This is a genomic window from Burkholderia sp. Ac-20384 (assembly GCF_017104605.1).
GTDB lineage: Bacteria > Pseudomonadota > Gammaproteobacteria > Burkholderiales > Burkholderiaceae > Burkholderia > Burkholderia lata.
Window position 1 is genome coordinate 24253 of the sequence record NZ_JAAGPE010000071.1, and the last position, 13805, is coordinate 38057.

13 protein-coding genes are annotated in these 13805 nt (G+C 68.5%); 7 read left to right on the top strand and 6 right to left on the bottom strand.

Annotated elements, in window-relative coordinates; all coding sequences use genetic code 11:
• Positions 1 to 113: 113 nt before the first annotated feature.
• Positions 114 to 1049 carry a bifunctional Delta(1)-pyrroline-2-carboxylate/Delta(1)-piperideine-2-carboxylate reductase gene (lhpI, locus tag G3O00_RS16265; protein WP_206143602.1) on the bottom strand — a complete coding sequence of 312 codons (936 nt, stop codon included), beginning with the start codon at positions 1047 to 1049 and terminating at the stop codon, positions 114 to 116.
• A gap of 264 nt (positions 1050 to 1313) precedes the next feature.
• Between lhpI and G3O00_RS16270 the strand changes: the two genes are divergently transcribed.
• The 6 genes from G3O00_RS16270 (at position 1314) to G3O00_RS16295 (ending at position 8641) form a co-directional block, all read left to right on the top strand.
• Complete coding sequence (locus tag G3O00_RS16270) at positions 1314 to 2051, top strand: GntR family transcriptional regulator (RefSeq protein ID WP_174932047.1); 738 nt, start codon at positions 1314 to 1316, stop codon at positions 2049 to 2051.
• 121 nt (positions 2052 to 2172) lie between these two features.
• A complete protein-coding gene (locus tag G3O00_RS16275; RefSeq protein ID WP_011355263.1) occupies positions 2173 to 3294 on the top strand; it encodes a branched-chain amino acid ABC transporter substrate-binding protein in 1122 nt (373 codons plus the stop codon).
• A 65-nt stretch (positions 3295 to 3359) separates the two neighbouring features.
• A complete protein-coding gene (gene lhpH / locus G3O00_RS16280; protein WP_206143603.1) occupies positions 3360 to 4367 on the top strand; it encodes a trans-3-hydroxy-L-proline dehydratase in 1008 nt (335 codons plus the stop codon).
• A 174-nt stretch (positions 4368 to 4541) separates the two neighbouring features.
• Complete coding sequence (locus tag G3O00_RS16285) at positions 4542 to 7130, top strand: transglycosylase domain-containing protein (RefSeq protein ID WP_206143604.1); 2589 nt, start codon at positions 4542 to 4544, stop codon at positions 7128 to 7130.
• Positions 7131 to 7209: 79 nt separating this feature from the next.
• A complete protein-coding gene (locus G3O00_RS16290; protein ID WP_206143605.1) occupies positions 7210 to 8091 on the top strand; it encodes a PilZ domain-containing protein in 882 nt (293 codons plus the stop codon).
• Between the two features lie 223 nt (positions 8092 to 8314).
• Positions 8315 to 8641 carry a DUF4148 domain-containing protein gene (locus G3O00_RS16295; protein ID WP_011355259.1) on the top strand — a complete coding sequence of 109 codons (327 nt, stop codon included), beginning with the start codon at positions 8315 to 8317 and terminating at the stop codon, positions 8639 to 8641.
• Between the two features lie 132 nt (positions 8642 to 8773).
• On the opposite strand, the gene G3O00_RS16300 is transcribed toward G3O00_RS16295, so the two are convergent.
• Genes G3O00_RS16300 through G3O00_RS16310 form a run of 3 tightly spaced genes read right to left on the bottom strand, consistent with a single transcriptional unit; the run spans position 8774 to position 11090 of the window.
• The gene (locus G3O00_RS16300) at positions 8774 to 9667 is read right to left on the bottom strand and encodes a DMT family transporter (RefSeq protein ID WP_206143606.1); all 894 of its coding nucleotides are present in this window, start codon (positions 9665 to 9667) and stop codon (positions 8774 to 8776) included.
• 8 nt (positions 9668 to 9675) lie between these two features.
• Positions 9676 to 10464, bottom strand: a complete 789-nt coding sequence (locus tag G3O00_RS16305) for a DUF2182 domain-containing protein (RefSeq protein ID WP_206143607.1) — start codon at positions 10462 to 10464, stop codon at positions 9676 to 9678.
• A gap of 23 nt (positions 10465 to 10487) precedes the next feature.
• Positions 10488 to 11090, bottom strand: coding sequence for a DUF1326 domain-containing protein (locus G3O00_RS16310; RefSeq protein ID WP_011355256.1), 603 nt, complete (start codon positions 11088 to 11090; stop codon positions 10488 to 10490).
• Between the two features lie 346 nt (positions 11091 to 11436).
• Here G3O00_RS16310 and G3O00_RS16315 point away from each other — a divergent pair, with 346 nt between their 5' ends.
• Positions 11437 to 11841: a lysozyme inhibitor LprI family protein gene (locus tag G3O00_RS16315; RefSeq protein WP_011355255.1), complete on the top strand. Its 405-nt coding sequence runs from the start codon at positions 11437 to 11439 to the stop codon at positions 11839 to 11841.
• An 84-nt stretch (positions 11842 to 11925) separates the two neighbouring features.
• Here G3O00_RS16315 and G3O00_RS16320 read toward each other — a convergent pair whose 3' ends face one another.
• Both G3O00_RS16320 and G3O00_RS16325 read right to left on the bottom strand, forming a co-directional pair.
• The gene (locus G3O00_RS16320; RefSeq protein ID WP_006483707.1) at positions 11926 to 12573 is read right to left on the bottom strand and encodes a response regulator transcription factor; all 648 of its coding nucleotides are present in this window, start codon (positions 12571 to 12573) and stop codon (positions 11926 to 11928) included.
• Positions 12570 to 13805 (bottom strand): PAS domain-containing sensor histidine kinase (locus tag G3O00_RS16325; RefSeq protein WP_241025172.1); only part of this gene is annotated, 1236 nt, incomplete at its 5' end. The genes G3O00_RS16320 and G3O00_RS16325, both read right to left, overlap by 4 nt.

A 13805-nucleotide genomic window follows, 5' to 3' on the forward strand; every position in this document is an offset into this window, starting at 1 on the left:
TGTAGGCCGCTGCGACGCGTTGTAGGGCGATTCCTACAACGCGTACGGGAAACCGCCGGAGCGGCCCCGGGGTGGCGATGCCGCGAGCGCGGCTGCAGGGTTGCGCCGCCGGGTCAGCCGGCCCGGCGTGCGGCCAGCGCATCGCGCGCGGTGCGGCACGCGGCGAGATCCCACGCGGCACAGCCGACGCTCTTGAACAGCAGCGGCCCGCTGCGGTCGAATGCGCCGCGCAGCACGTCGGCGAGCGACGCGACCTCCTGCCAGTCGACCTGCGCGACGATCAGGTCGCCGGCTTCGTGACGTGCGCCGGCCGGATCGTCGACGACCAGCCGGCTGGCGCGCACCGTGTTCGCGTCGATCTCGGCCGCGTCCGCGGTGAACGCGCCGACGCCGACCACGAGCCGGCCTTCGCGCGCGGCTTCGCGATAGACGGGCGTGCGGCTCGTCGTCAGCGTGACGACGACGTCGATCGCATCGGGAATCGCGTCGCCGTCGAGCGGCACGAGATGCGGTGCCTGCATGCGGTGCGCGGCGCAGAAGGCAGCCGCGCTGTCGGCGCTCGTGCCGCGCACGTGAAGGCGCGCGTCGGGAAAGATCGCGGCGAGTGCTTCCGCGTGATTCGCCGCCTGCTTCCCGGTGCCGATCAGCAGGATGTCGCGCGGGGCGACGCCATGCAGCGCCTGGATGCCGAGCGCGGTGATGGCCGCCGTGCGGCGTCCGGTGACCGTCGGGCCGTCGAGCGCGAAACGCATCTCGCCGGTGGTCGCGTCGTATGCGGTGACCTGGCCGAGGATCGTCGGCAGCCCGCGCGCGCCGTTGCCCGGGCTCACGTTCACGAGCTTGTGGGTCGCGAGGTCGCGCGCGCTCGACGGCATCGACAGCATCACGCCGCCGGCCTGCAGCGGCACGACCAGGCGTTCGGGGCTGACGATCTCGCCCGCCGCATAGTCGGCGACGGCCTGCCTGAGCGTGGCGAGCAGCGCCGGGTAGTCGAGCAGCGCGGCCGTGTCGGCCGCATCGAAAACGGGAATCGGGGAAAGAGCGGTCATCGTGTACGTCGTATGCGTCGGTGAGCGTGGACGACGGGCGCATGCCGCGCCCGCCACAGGGCTGCCGGATACCGTGACACAGGGCAGTGTGGATCGAATCTATACCACTTGCTGGCCCACCCGCAACCCAGAAAATAAAGCGGCTTGCCGGTTTTGGTTCTAATATCTGTCCAGAAGGGCCGCCGCAGCCTCGATGCCGGCGCGCTCCGGTATAGTGCGAACCCATTCCAGATTCACGCCCGCGACCGGGCAGGAGCGACAACGATGATGTCCGCGCGTCCCGACACACTCGAAGGCGGTTTCCGGCCGCTGCAGATCTACGAGCAGGTGGCCGAGAAGATCCGCGACGAGATCCGCGCGGGACGCTATGCCGCCGAGTCGCGGCTGCCGTCCGAACGCGAGCTCGCGGGGCTGTTCCAGGTCGGCCGGCCGGCCGTGCGCGAGGCGCTCGGCGCACTGCAGAACGAAGGGCTCGTGTTCACGAAGCGCAATTCGGGCACCTACGTCGTCGCGTCGCCGCTCGACGTGCTCGCGCAGCGCGGCGACACGCACCGGGCGTCCGAGCCCGATTTCAGCCCGACGTCGACGCTCGACGTGCGGTTGATCCTGGAGCCCGCGATCGCACGCCTCGCGGCCGCGCACGGCCGTGCCGACCCGGGCGCCGAACGCTATCTGGCTCAGATGGAGACCATTACCGACGTCGACGATCCGCATCAGCGCGCACTCTGGAACGAGAGCGACCGGCTGTTCCACCGGCAACTCGCGTTGATGACCGGCGACGCGCTGATGGTGAAGATCGCGGACGAAGTCGCGAAAACGATGGACCAGCCGCTGTGGAAGCGGCTGAAGGACGACGGCATCTACGATGCGGGCCGGATCCGGCTCTACGTGTCCGAACACCGGCTGATCTACGAGGCGATCGTGTCCGGCGACGCCGATGCGGCGGCGTTCTATGTCGAGCAGCACATCCTCCGCGTGCGGCGCGACATCACACCGAAGTGACCGCGCCCGGTTCGTTCTGGTCTGAAAAATGACCAAAATAGAAGTTTTTATTTTTTAATTGCTTGCATGGTGACCACGCGTGTCCTACATTGGTTTCACACAAAACCAATCAGGAGACATCATGCGACACCTCGTTACCGCGCTCTCGGTGGCTCTCGCCGCCGGCGCGCTGACTTCCGCGCATGCGCAGGAAGTCGTGATGATCGGCCATTCGGCGCCGCTGACCGGCCCGCAGGCCGCGAACGGCAAGGACAATGAAAACGGCGCGCGCCTGGCCGTCGACGAGCTCAACAAGGCCGGCATCAAGGTCGCCGGCAAGGCCGTCACCTTCAAACTGGTTTCCGACGACGACCAGGCCGACCCGAAGGCCGGCGTACAGGTTGCCCAGAACCTCGTCGACAAGGGCGTCGTCGCGGTGCTCGGGCCGTACAACTCGGGCGTCGCGATTCCCGCATCGCGCGTGTACTCGACCGCCGGCGTGCCGATGCTGCCCGTCGCGTCGAACCCGGCGCTGACCAAGCAGGGCTTCAAGAACATCTTCCGGATCGGCGCGAGCGACGAACAGCTCGGCGGCACGATGGCCACCTTCGCCGCGAAGACGCTGAACGCGAAGACCGCCGCCGTGATCGACGATCGCACCGCTTACGGGCAGGGCGTTGCCGAGCAGTTCATGAACGTCGCGAAGGCGAACGGGATCAAGATCGTCGACCAGGAATATACGAGTTCGTCGGCCACCGATTTCCTCGGCATTCTCACCAAGATCAAGGCCAGCAACCCCGACGTGATCTTCCTCGGCGGCTATGCGGCACAGGGCGCGCCGATGGCCAAGCAGATGAAGCAGCGCGGTCTGCGCGCGAAGCTGCTCGGCGGCGACGGCATCTGCTCGGCCGACATGGGCAAGGTCGCGGGCGACGCGGCGTCGATCGTCTACTGCGCGCAGGGCGGCGTCGCGCTCGAGAAGACGGCGGCCGGCCGCGAATTCCTGAAGAAGTACCACGACACGTATCACACCGATCCGCAGGTCTACGGCGTGAACTACTACGACGGGATGAAGCTGCTCGCCGACGCGATGGTCAAGGCCGGCACGACCACCGACAAGGCGAAGCTGATCGCGCAGCTCGCGAAGTCGGACTACAAGGGCGTCGCGGGCACCTATTCGTTCGACGCGAACGGCGACCTGAAGGGCGCGCCGACCACCGTCTACGTGATCCGCAACGGCCTGCCGGAACCGTACGCGAAGTAACCGGCCAGCCTGCCATCGGACGGCGGCGCGGCCGCCGTTCTTCGTTTCAACGCTTTCGATCACCCATGAAAATTACCCGATCCCTTTCCACCGTCGAAGTCCATACCGGCGGCGAAGCGTTCCGCATCGTCACGAGCGGGCTGCCGCGCCTGCCGGGCGACACGATCGTCCAGCGCCGCGCGTGGCTCAAGGAAAATGCCGACGAGATCCGCCGCGCGCTGATGTTCGAACCGCGCGGCCACGCCGACATGTACGGCGGCTACCTGACCGAGCCCGTGTCGCCGAATGCGGATTTCGGCGTGATCTTCCTGCACAACGAAGGCTACAGCGACCATTGCGGGCACGGCGTGATCGCGCTGTCGACCGCGGCCGTCGAACTTGGCTGGGTGCAGCGCACGGTGCCGGAAACGCGGGTCGGCATCGACGCGCCGTGCGGCTTCATCGAGGCGTTCGTCAAATGGGACGGCGAGCATGCGGGGCCGGTGCGCTTCGTCAACGTGCCGTCGTTCATCTGGCAACGCGACGTGTCGATCGAGACGCTGTCGTTCGGCACCGTGACCGGCGACATCGCGTACGGCGGCGCGTTCTATTTCTACGTCGACGGTGCGCCGTTCGACCTGCCGGTGCGCGAAGCGGCCGTGGAAAAGCTGATCCGCTTCGGCGCGGAAGTGAAGGCCGCTGCGAACGCGAAGTACCCGGTCGTCCATCCGGAGATTCCGGAAATCAACCACATCTACGGCACGATCATCGCGAACGCGCCGCGCCACCCGGGCTCGACGCAGGCGAACTGCTGCGTGTTCGCGGATCGCGAGGTCGACCGCTCGCCGACGGGTTCCGGCACCGGCGGCCGGGTCGCGCAGCTCTACCAGCGCGGGCTGCTCGCGGCCGGCGACACGCTCGTCAACGAATCGATCGTCGGCACGGTCTTCAAGGGGCGCGTGCTGCGCGAAACGACGGTCGGCGACATCCCGGCCGTGATTCCGGAAGTGGAGGGCAGCGCGTATATCTGCGGGTTCGCAAACTGGATCGTCGACGAACGCGATCCGCTGACCTACGGTTTTCTCGTGCGCTGAGTTGCGGCGCCGATCGGCTGCGCGTGGCGCGGCCTCCCGTTTGTAGTACCAGGCTTGGCGCGTCGTTCCCGTGATGGGGCGCGCGCCTTTTTTGCGTGTGAACCGCCGCGCAGCCGCCCCGCGTGTGCCGCCGCCGCGCCATTGCAGTCCGGCGGGCCGCGCGAGTTTGGTACGATGCACCCTTTTCAGCCGAGCTCCACCCGCGTGAATCGCCGAAACGTGTCGTCAGTGCGTGACTTCTGTGCCAGATGGGTCGCGCGCGCCCAACCCGTCGCGGCTGCCGCCGTCGCGCGGGTCAAGCCTCTCGCCGCCACCGCGTGGCACCATGTCCGTCACCCGACGCGCCGCGGCGTGCTGCTCGCCGGCGCCGCCGTGCCGACGCTGTTCGTGGTGTACGTGGTCGTGCTCATCCCGTTCACGCCGGGCATCGGCGACATCCGCAAGGCACGCGTCGACCAGCCCGCACAGGTGCTGTCCGCCGACGGCAAGCTGCTGGCCGAATTCAAGCCGTCGAACCGCGAGTGGGTACCGCTCAAGCAGATCTCGCCGCACATGGTCGACGCGCTGATCGCGACCGAGGATCACCGTTTCTACGAACACCACGGCCTCGACTGGAAGCGCACGGCATCGGCCGCGCTCCATACGTTCTCGGGCAGCCGCCAGGGCGGCTCGACGATCACGCAGCAGCTCGCGCGGAACCTGTATCCGGACGAGATCGGCCGGGCGCCGACGCTCACGCGCAAGGTGAAGGAGGCGATCACCGCGCTGAAGATCGAGGCGGTCTACAGCAAGGACCAGATCCTCGAGACCTACCTGAACACGGTGCCGTTCCTGTACAACGCGTACGGCGTCGAGATGGCCGCGCGCACCTATTTCGACAAGTCGGCCGACGAGCTCGACGTGCTCGACAGCGCGACGCTCGTCGGGATGCTGAAGGGCAACAGCTACTACAACCCGGTGCTGAATCCCGAGCGCGCGCTGCAGCGGCGCAATACGGTGCTCGGCCAGATGGTGAAGTACGGCAAGCTGTCGCCCGCGCAGTTCACGCAGTTGCAGCGCCGGCCGCTGCGGATCGACTTCGAGCGGCAGAAGGAGCCGCCGGGGCCGGCGCCGCATTTCGCGCAGCAGCTGCGCAAATGGCTGATCGCGTGGGCCGACCGCAACGACTACAACATCTACGCGGACGGGCTGATCGTGCGCACCACGATCGACTCGCGGCTGCAGCAGATGGCGACGCAGGCGCTCACGCTGCAGGGCAACCAGCTGCAGGGCATCGCCAACAACGCATGGAGCGGCCGCGACGGCTGCGGCACCGACAACGAGGTGTTCCGCACCTTCATGCGCGAGTCGCCCGAGTACAAGGCCGCGCAGGACGCCGGCAAGGACGACGCGGCCGCGATGAAGCTGCTCGCGGCCGACCGCGGCTTCATGCGCGCGCTGTGCAAGACGAAGACCGACGTGCAGGCCGGTTTCCTCGCGATCGATCCGCGCGACGGCCAGATCCGCGCGTGGGTCGGCAGCCGCGATTTCACGAACGAACCGTTCGACCACGTCGCGCAGGCGCGGCGCCAGCCGGGCTCGACGTTCAAGCCGTTCGTCTATGGCGTCGCGTTCGCGAACGGGATGAAGCCGGACGACACGTTCATCGACCAGCCGGTCGAGATCCCGTTGAAGGGCGGCGAGATCTGGCGGCCGAATGACGACGTGCCACCGACCGGCAAGCCGATGACGCTGCGCGACGCGGTCGCGCTGTCGCGCAACCGGATCACCGCGCAGGTGATGGAGAAGGTCGGGCCGGCTTCCGTGGCCAGGCTCGCACGCGACATGGGCGTGCGCGAAAGCCCGCTCGAACGCGTGCCGTCGCTGGCGCTCGGCACCAGCCCCGTCACGCTGAAGGAAATGGTCGCGTCGTACGCGACGATCGCGAACGGCGGGCTGTATGTCGAGCCGCAGATGGTGACGCGGATCGAGAACCGCCAGGGCGACGTGCTCGCCGAATACGCGCCGGCGCCGCCCGAGCGCGCGCTCGACGCCGAAACCGACAAGACGCTGCTCAGCGTGATGCGCGATGTCGTGACGCGCGGCACGGGCGGCAGCATCCGCACGCGCTTCGGGATCCGTGGCGACGTCGCCGGCAAGACGGGCACGACGCAGGACAACGCGGACGGCTGGTTCATCCTGATGCAGCCGGGCCTCGTCGCCGGCGCGTGGGTCGGTTTCGACGACGGCCGCGTGACGCTGCGCAGCGACTACTGGGGGCAGGGCGCGCACAGTGCGCTGCCGATCGTCGGCGATTTCTTCCAGCGTGCGCAGCGCGCCCGGATCGTCGACACGAAGGCGAAATTCGATACCGAGCCGTCGCCGGGCTGGTTCGCGTCGCTGCGCGAGCGCGTGACGGACCTGTTCGACACGTGGTTCCCGCCCGAGACGAAGAAGGCGCCCGCGCCGGTCAGGACGCAGCGGGTGGAGCGTGCGCCCGAGGCTGATACGGGCGCGGCCTCGGCCGCATCGGCTGCTTCTGCACCCGAAGCGGCATCGGGCGGCATCGTCGAGGAATGGGTACCGGCGTCCGAAGTGGCCGCGTCGGCCGCCGCGCTGTCGGCGGGTGCATCGCAGCCGCAAATCGCGCAGCCGCCAGCGGGAGCGAGCGCGACGGGCGGAAGCAGCGTGGGCCTCGGCGCTGCACCAGCTGCCGCTCCTTCGGCCGCACCGTCCCAAGCGCCCGCGCCGGCCGCACCCGACGCGACCGGACCTTCTCAGTAACGGAACCGTTCAGATTTCGCGCGAAGCTGCCGTAATCATGGTGTCATGACAGCGCGCGCGGTCGCTCCGCGCCTCCCCGATGAGGCTATCTACCGACTACGTCACGCTTGCGCGTGACGATCTCGCCGCCGGCGTCCCGCTCGGCTTCGATCTCTACGATGCCGACGGCGCCGCGCTGCTGCCGGCTGGCACCACGCTGCACGATGCCGCGCAGCATGCCTTCCTGTTCGACCATTTCCGGCCGGTACGGCGGCGCGACGACGCCGTACCGGAAGCCGCGCCGCGCGTGCCGGACGCGGTGCCTCACGCGCCGCGGATGGGGTTGTCGGCGGGCGCTTCGATCGGCATCCGCCGCCGGGTCGGTGCGACCCGTGGGCTGCAGCGCTACCGGCTGATCGGCATCGCCGCATCGGGCGCGCTGTTCGTCGAGCCGCAGCCGGCGGCCGCGTTCGACTTCGCCAGTGGCGACGACATCGAGGCCGTGGCGATCGGCCGTGCCGCGGTGTCGCGTTTCGGCGCGACGGTCGAATCGGTGCAGGCGGCGGGTGCCGCGCGGTTCCTGGTGCTGTCGCCGCCCGGCTTCGTCGACCGGCTGCGCACGCGCGCGGAGCCGCGCGTGCCGGTGCGGATCGCCGCCTGCTGCGCGGGCGGGTCGGAGGGCGCGGAAGGGATCGGGATGGTGCACGACATCAGCGTGAGCGGGCTGTCGATTGCCGTCGACCGGCCAATCGCCGCAATCGGCGAACCGTTGCGCGTACAGCTTCCGTACGCGATCGGCGACCGGGTCGAGCTGCTGGCGCTCGACAGCACGGTGCGGGCCGTCCATGCCGATCCGGCGGCGCCCGCGCTGACGCTGCATCACGCGGCGTTCGGCGAGACCGGCGCCGACGCCCTGATCCGCCTCAAGGCACTGTTGTTCGACCGGCTGATGGCGTCGTCGGATGCCGACCGGCGGCGCTGAGGCGGGGCACGGCGCACCGGGTGCCGCGCCACGGTATTCATTGCATGAATGCCGACAATCATCTGACGATTCAAGTGATTCAGCGGCGATTGTATGTTTTCCGTCAACAGTGAATTCGCAATTTAAGTATTTACCCTGATAGCCTAGCCTCCTAGACTTCTACTCATGCGCAACGACCCCGAGTCCGAAGCGCCTGACAAAACAATTCTGGAGGTAACGCATCATGAAATCGCTGATCAAGGCAGTTGCACTGGCCGCTCTGGTGGCCGCACCGGTTGTCTCGTTTGCACAAAGCCAGCAGCCGCTGACGCGCGCGCAAGTGCGCGCCGAGCTGGTCCAGCTCGAAAAGGCCGGCTACAACCCGAACGACTGGATGAACTACCCGGAAAACATCCAGGCCGCACAGGCAAAGATCGCCGCCGCACAGAACACCGGTGCGCAAGCTGATGCAACGGGCTACGGTGCGAACCCTGCCGCAGCGTCGCAGTCGGGTCAGCGCGTGGTCGTGCCGGCCGCAACCGACCGTTCGTCGGTGTTCTTCGGCCACTAAGCCAAGCAGCGCCCGCAAGGGCGCCCGGTTTGCCGTTTCATCTGAAACCCGTGCACGGTATCCGTGTGCGGGTTTTGCATTTGGGCCGCGTGAATGGGTGGGGCTGCGCGAGCGTGCTGCGCCAGAGGCGCATCACCGCGTGCTGCCCGCCTGCCGAGCCCGTGTCGCGAGCACGGCCGCGACGCCGCCGAGGATCGCGGCCGATGCGAGGGCGAGCCGCCAGGTCGGCTGTTCCGACAGAAGCATCACGGCGCCACACGCGGCGATGGGCGGGACGGAGAGCTGGACCGCCGCGGCGCGCATCGCCGTGAGATGCCGCAGCGCCGCGTACCAGACCACGTAGCCCAGGCCCGACGTCAATGCGCCGGAAAGCGCGGCGAGCGCGACGCCGGCGGGCGTGACATGCAAGCGGGTGGCGAGCGCGACGCTCAGCGCGAGTGCCAGCGGCGCGGCGCGCAGGAAGTTGCCGGCGGTCGCCGCGACCGGATCGACGGGCCGGCGGCCGCGGATCGAATAGATGCCCCAGGCGATGCCGGCGGCCGTCATCAGTGCGGCGCCGCCCGGCGTCGGCGCGGCGAGCCCCGGTGACACGAGATAGACCAGGCCGCCGAGCGCCGCACCGAACCCGACCCAGCCGGTCGCGGCAAACCGTTCGCCGGCGTGCCATCCCGCCGCAAACATCGTCAGTTGCACCGCGCCGAACAGGATCAGCGCGCCGGTGGCAGCGCTGACGGTCAGATACGCAAACGAGAAGCACGTGACGTACACGAACAGCATCGCCGCAGCCGGCCAGTCGGCGGGCGGCGCGGGCCGTCGTGCCCCCGCACGCGCGACGATCGCGAGCATCAGCGCGCCGGATACGAGGCGCAGGCTGCCGAAGCTGGCCGCGTCGATCCGACCGGCCTGCAGCGCGAGTCGGCACAGCAGCGAGTTCGACGCAAAGGCGAGCATCGCGATCGACGTCAGCGCGACGACGCGCATGCCCGGCCGGACATGCAGTGCGAAGGCGGAGGCGGGCGGTCGCATCGCGGGCCTCACGCGTGGCTGGCGACGATCAGCACGGCTGCGCCGAACAATGCGACGCCGAGCGGCGCGGTGAGCGCCTGCCCCCACGACGCATTCTTCTCGAGGGCCATCAACGCGGCGAGCGCCAGCATCCAGCCGAGACTGCCGACGCCGACGACGAACATCAGCAGCATCAGCGCCCAGCAGCAACCGATGCAGAAGAGCCCGTGGCTGACGCCGAGCGCAAACGCGTGACGCATCGGCGTGCGGCCGCGCCAGCGGCTGATCACGAAACTGAAGGGCGTGCGGCACCGGTCGAGGCAGTGCGTCTTGAGTCCGCTGAACTGGAACGCGCCGGCGAGCGCGAAGACGGCCGCGCCGATCAGCCAGCCACGCCACGCGAGCGCCGGCACCCGCGCGACACCGGTCAGCAATAGCCCGTGCAGGCCATGCGCGACGAGACCGAAGCCGCTCCACGTGGCGACGTAGCCGATGCCCACGAGCGCGAGCAGGCGCGTCTGGTCGGGGCGGCTGGCGACGACGCGGGCGAACGCGTCGAACAGCGACAGCGTCGTCGGCAGCATCATCGCGAGGATCATCAGCGTCCAGCCGGCCGCGGCGAACGCGGCCGGCAGCCACAGCGTGCCGCCGGGCAGCGCGCGGCAAAGCGCGCCGAACGGCTCGGTCAACGTGCTGTCCCCGTGGTCGAGGTACCGCCCGTACGGACTGCGCGTCCACGCCCACAGGGTGAGCCAGGCGAACGCGACGAGACTCGCGAGCACGAGCGGAAACACGCGCCGGTGCAGCGACGCAGCCATGACCGTTGGCGGGCGATCGCGCTTCACGCGTCGAACAGGAACGTGCTCTGCAGCGCGTTGTGATTCTTCAGATCGACGTCGATGCCGATCGCCGCATTCTTCGACCGGTAGACGGGCGCCTTGCCGACGAACACAGGTGCGCCGGGCACGGTCGAGAACACGGTGTCCGTCAGCGTCGTCTGCGCGCCGCTCGGGCCGAGGTACGGCTCGAGTTCCGCGTGGTAGTCGGTGCCGATCGACAGCGTGCCGCGCGCCCCTTCGACATTGAACGTGATGGGGGCGCGTTCGATCGACACGACCTTGCCGATCAGTTTGGCGAGGTCGGCGATCGGGCCGCCGGCCTGGCCCGTGTAGACCTTGAGCAGCGCCTGCTCCTGCGCCTCGGACGCCGTGTCGCTGAGATAGATCGCCGCCGTCCAGTTGCCTTGCAGGATGTTGCCCGGCACGCGGCACACCGCGGCGATCGTATTGCCGCCCACGTCGACGCCGTCGATGGCGCCCTTGTCGACGTGCCACGCGACGATCGTGTCGCAGACGCCGAAATCGGGATCCTCGCCGATCCAGCACGGGCAGAGTACGCGACAGTTGCAGACCTCGAGCAGACGGCCTTCAAGGTGATAGCTCATGATTCCCTCCAGGGAGCGACGGCGATGGCACGTTGGGCTGGGTGGAGGAAGCTGACTGACGAATCGTCACCCCGCTCGGCGATGCGAACGCGAAATGCGCAGAGGAATGCGCGGAAGCGGAGACGGGATGGATGCGATAGCGCGGGCCTGAAGCGGCGTATCGATTTTCCAGTGTAGGTGTGCGGAGGCGATATGCAAGCCGTTGCCTGCTCCGACGTCGGCTGACAAGCCGGCGCGCGTGCGCTAGCATCGCGATCGGTGTCGCCGCGAGACGGCGGCCGATGCGCGACAGCGCAGCAAGCCCGACACCGGGTTCCACGACTTCAACGAACAACAAGGAGCAACCATGCGTGTCTTGACCGGTCTGCTGTGCTCGCTCGCGCTGGCGGCGAACGTCGCCCATGCGCAGGCGAATTGTGCCGACGCGACGGATCAGGCGGCGATGACGGCATGCGCCGATCGCGCGTACAAGAAATCCGACGGGGAACTGAACCGGACTTACCAGGCCGTCACCGCGCGCCTGCGCGATGCGCGGCCGCTCGCCGACAAGCTCGTGAACGCGCAGCGTGCGTGGATCGCGTATCGCGATGCCGAATGCAACTTCTCCAGCGCGAATGCCGAGGGCGGCAGTGCGTATTCGATGGTCGTGTCGACCTGCCTCGACGATCTGACGAAAGCGCGCACCGAAACGCTGAAGGGCTATCTGTCGTGCGAGGAAGGCGATCTCGCCTGCCCGGTGCCCGCCAGGTAAGCGTAGTGCGCCACCCGGCCGGGCACATGCCGCGCGGCCGGTGGCGGTGGCATACGCCGTCCAACCGCTGCCGGACGTCGTCCGTTACACGTCGTCCGTTTCGTCGAGCAGCTTGTGCCGCATCGCGTAGCGCACCAGCGCCGCTTCGTGCGGCATCTGCATCTTTTCCAGGATCCGCGTCTTGTACGTGCTGACCGTCTTCGCGCTCACGCACAGCGCGTTGGCGATCTCGGTCAGCGTCTGGCCGGCGGCGATCCGCCGGAACACGTCGAATTCGCGGTCGGACAGCCGCTGGTGCGGCAGCGTCTCGGCCGGCTCGTTCAGGCTCTGCGCGAACTGCTCGGCCATCGCGAGGCTCACGTAGACGCCGCCCGATGCCACCTTCGTGACCGCGCCGACCAGCTCGGCGCTCGCGCTTTCCTTCGTCAGGTAGCCCGACGCGCCGGCGCGGAACGCGCGCACCGCGTATTGCTGCTCCGCGTGCATGGTCAGCACGAGGACGCGCAGCGCGGGCTTCTCGTCCTTGATCTGCTTGATGAGTTCGACGCCGTTGCGGCCCGGCATCGACAGGTCGAGCACGAGCACCTGCGCGGGCGTGGCGCGCACGAGCGCGATCGTCGACGGGCCGTCGCAGGCTTCGCCGGCCACCTCGAATCCGGTGGCGTTCTGGAGGATGTGCCGCAGACCGTCGCGTACGAGCGTATGGTCGTCGGCGATGAGCACCTTGATCATGAGATGAGCGTTTCCTGTTGGACGGTACTGAGCGGGAAGGCGACGGTGATCGAGAAACCGCGCGCGAGCGCGGTGTCGATCGTCACGGTGCCGCCCAGCATGTGGGCGCGTTCGCGAATGCCGATCAAGCCGAACGATTTGTCTTCGTGGGCCGGGCCGCCGGGCGCCGAGCCGCGGCCGTTGTCCGCGACGCGCAACACGCAGAAGCCGTCCTCGACGTCGAGCCGCAGCGCGACGCGGGTCGCATCCGCGTGGCGCGCGACGTTCGTCAGCGCTTCCTGGACGATCCGGAACAACGTGGTCGCGCCCGCACTGGTGAACGTGAGGCCGCCGGTTTCGATGTGCCGTTCGACATCGATCCCGTAGCGGTTCGTGAAATCGTTCGCGAGCCATTCGATCGCGGGCACGAGGCCGAGATCGTCGAGCATCACGGGTCGCAGGTCGGCAGCGATGCGCCGCACCGACGCAACCGTCGCGTCGATCAGCCGCCGCATGCCCTGAAGGTGCGTCTGCACGTCCTCGTCGGGCTGCGTGCGGCCGGGCACGCGCAACTGCTGCTCGACCACCGACAGATCCATCTTCAGCGCGGTGAGCTGCTGGCCGAGGTCGTCGTGCAACTCGCGCGCGATGCGGGTCTTTTCCTCTTCGCGCACGTTCTGCAGGTTCGCCGACAGTTCGCGCAACTCTTCGCGCGACAGCTTCAGCGCGTTCTCCGCGCGCTGGCGCTCGGTGATGTCGCGCAGCATCACCGTATAGAGCTTGCCCGACGCGTCGCGGATCTGCGAGATCGACGCTTCGATCGGGAACTCCTCGCCGTTGGCGCGCAGCCCGAACAGCACCCGCTGGCGGCCCATCTGCCGCTCGGACACGCCCGTCACGCCGAACTGGTCGACGTGCTTCGCATGCGCGGCGCGGAACCGTTCGGGGATGAAGCGCGACAGCGGCGCACCGATCGCCTCCATCGCGGACACGCCGAACACCTGCTCGGCCATCGGATTGAAGATCACGACCGTCTGCTTTTCGTCGATCGTGATGATCGCTTCCATCGACGAACGGATGATGCCCATCATCCGCGCTTCGTTGAGGATGCCGCGGCTGCTCGCGCCCGAATCGGCGGCGCCGGAACGGCCGCGCAACAGCGCGTGGACGAGCACCGCGAACGCGATCGACGCGATCAGCCCCGCGGCGAGCACGGTGCCGGCCGCGCGTTGTGCGCCGGTCGCGCTCGGGCG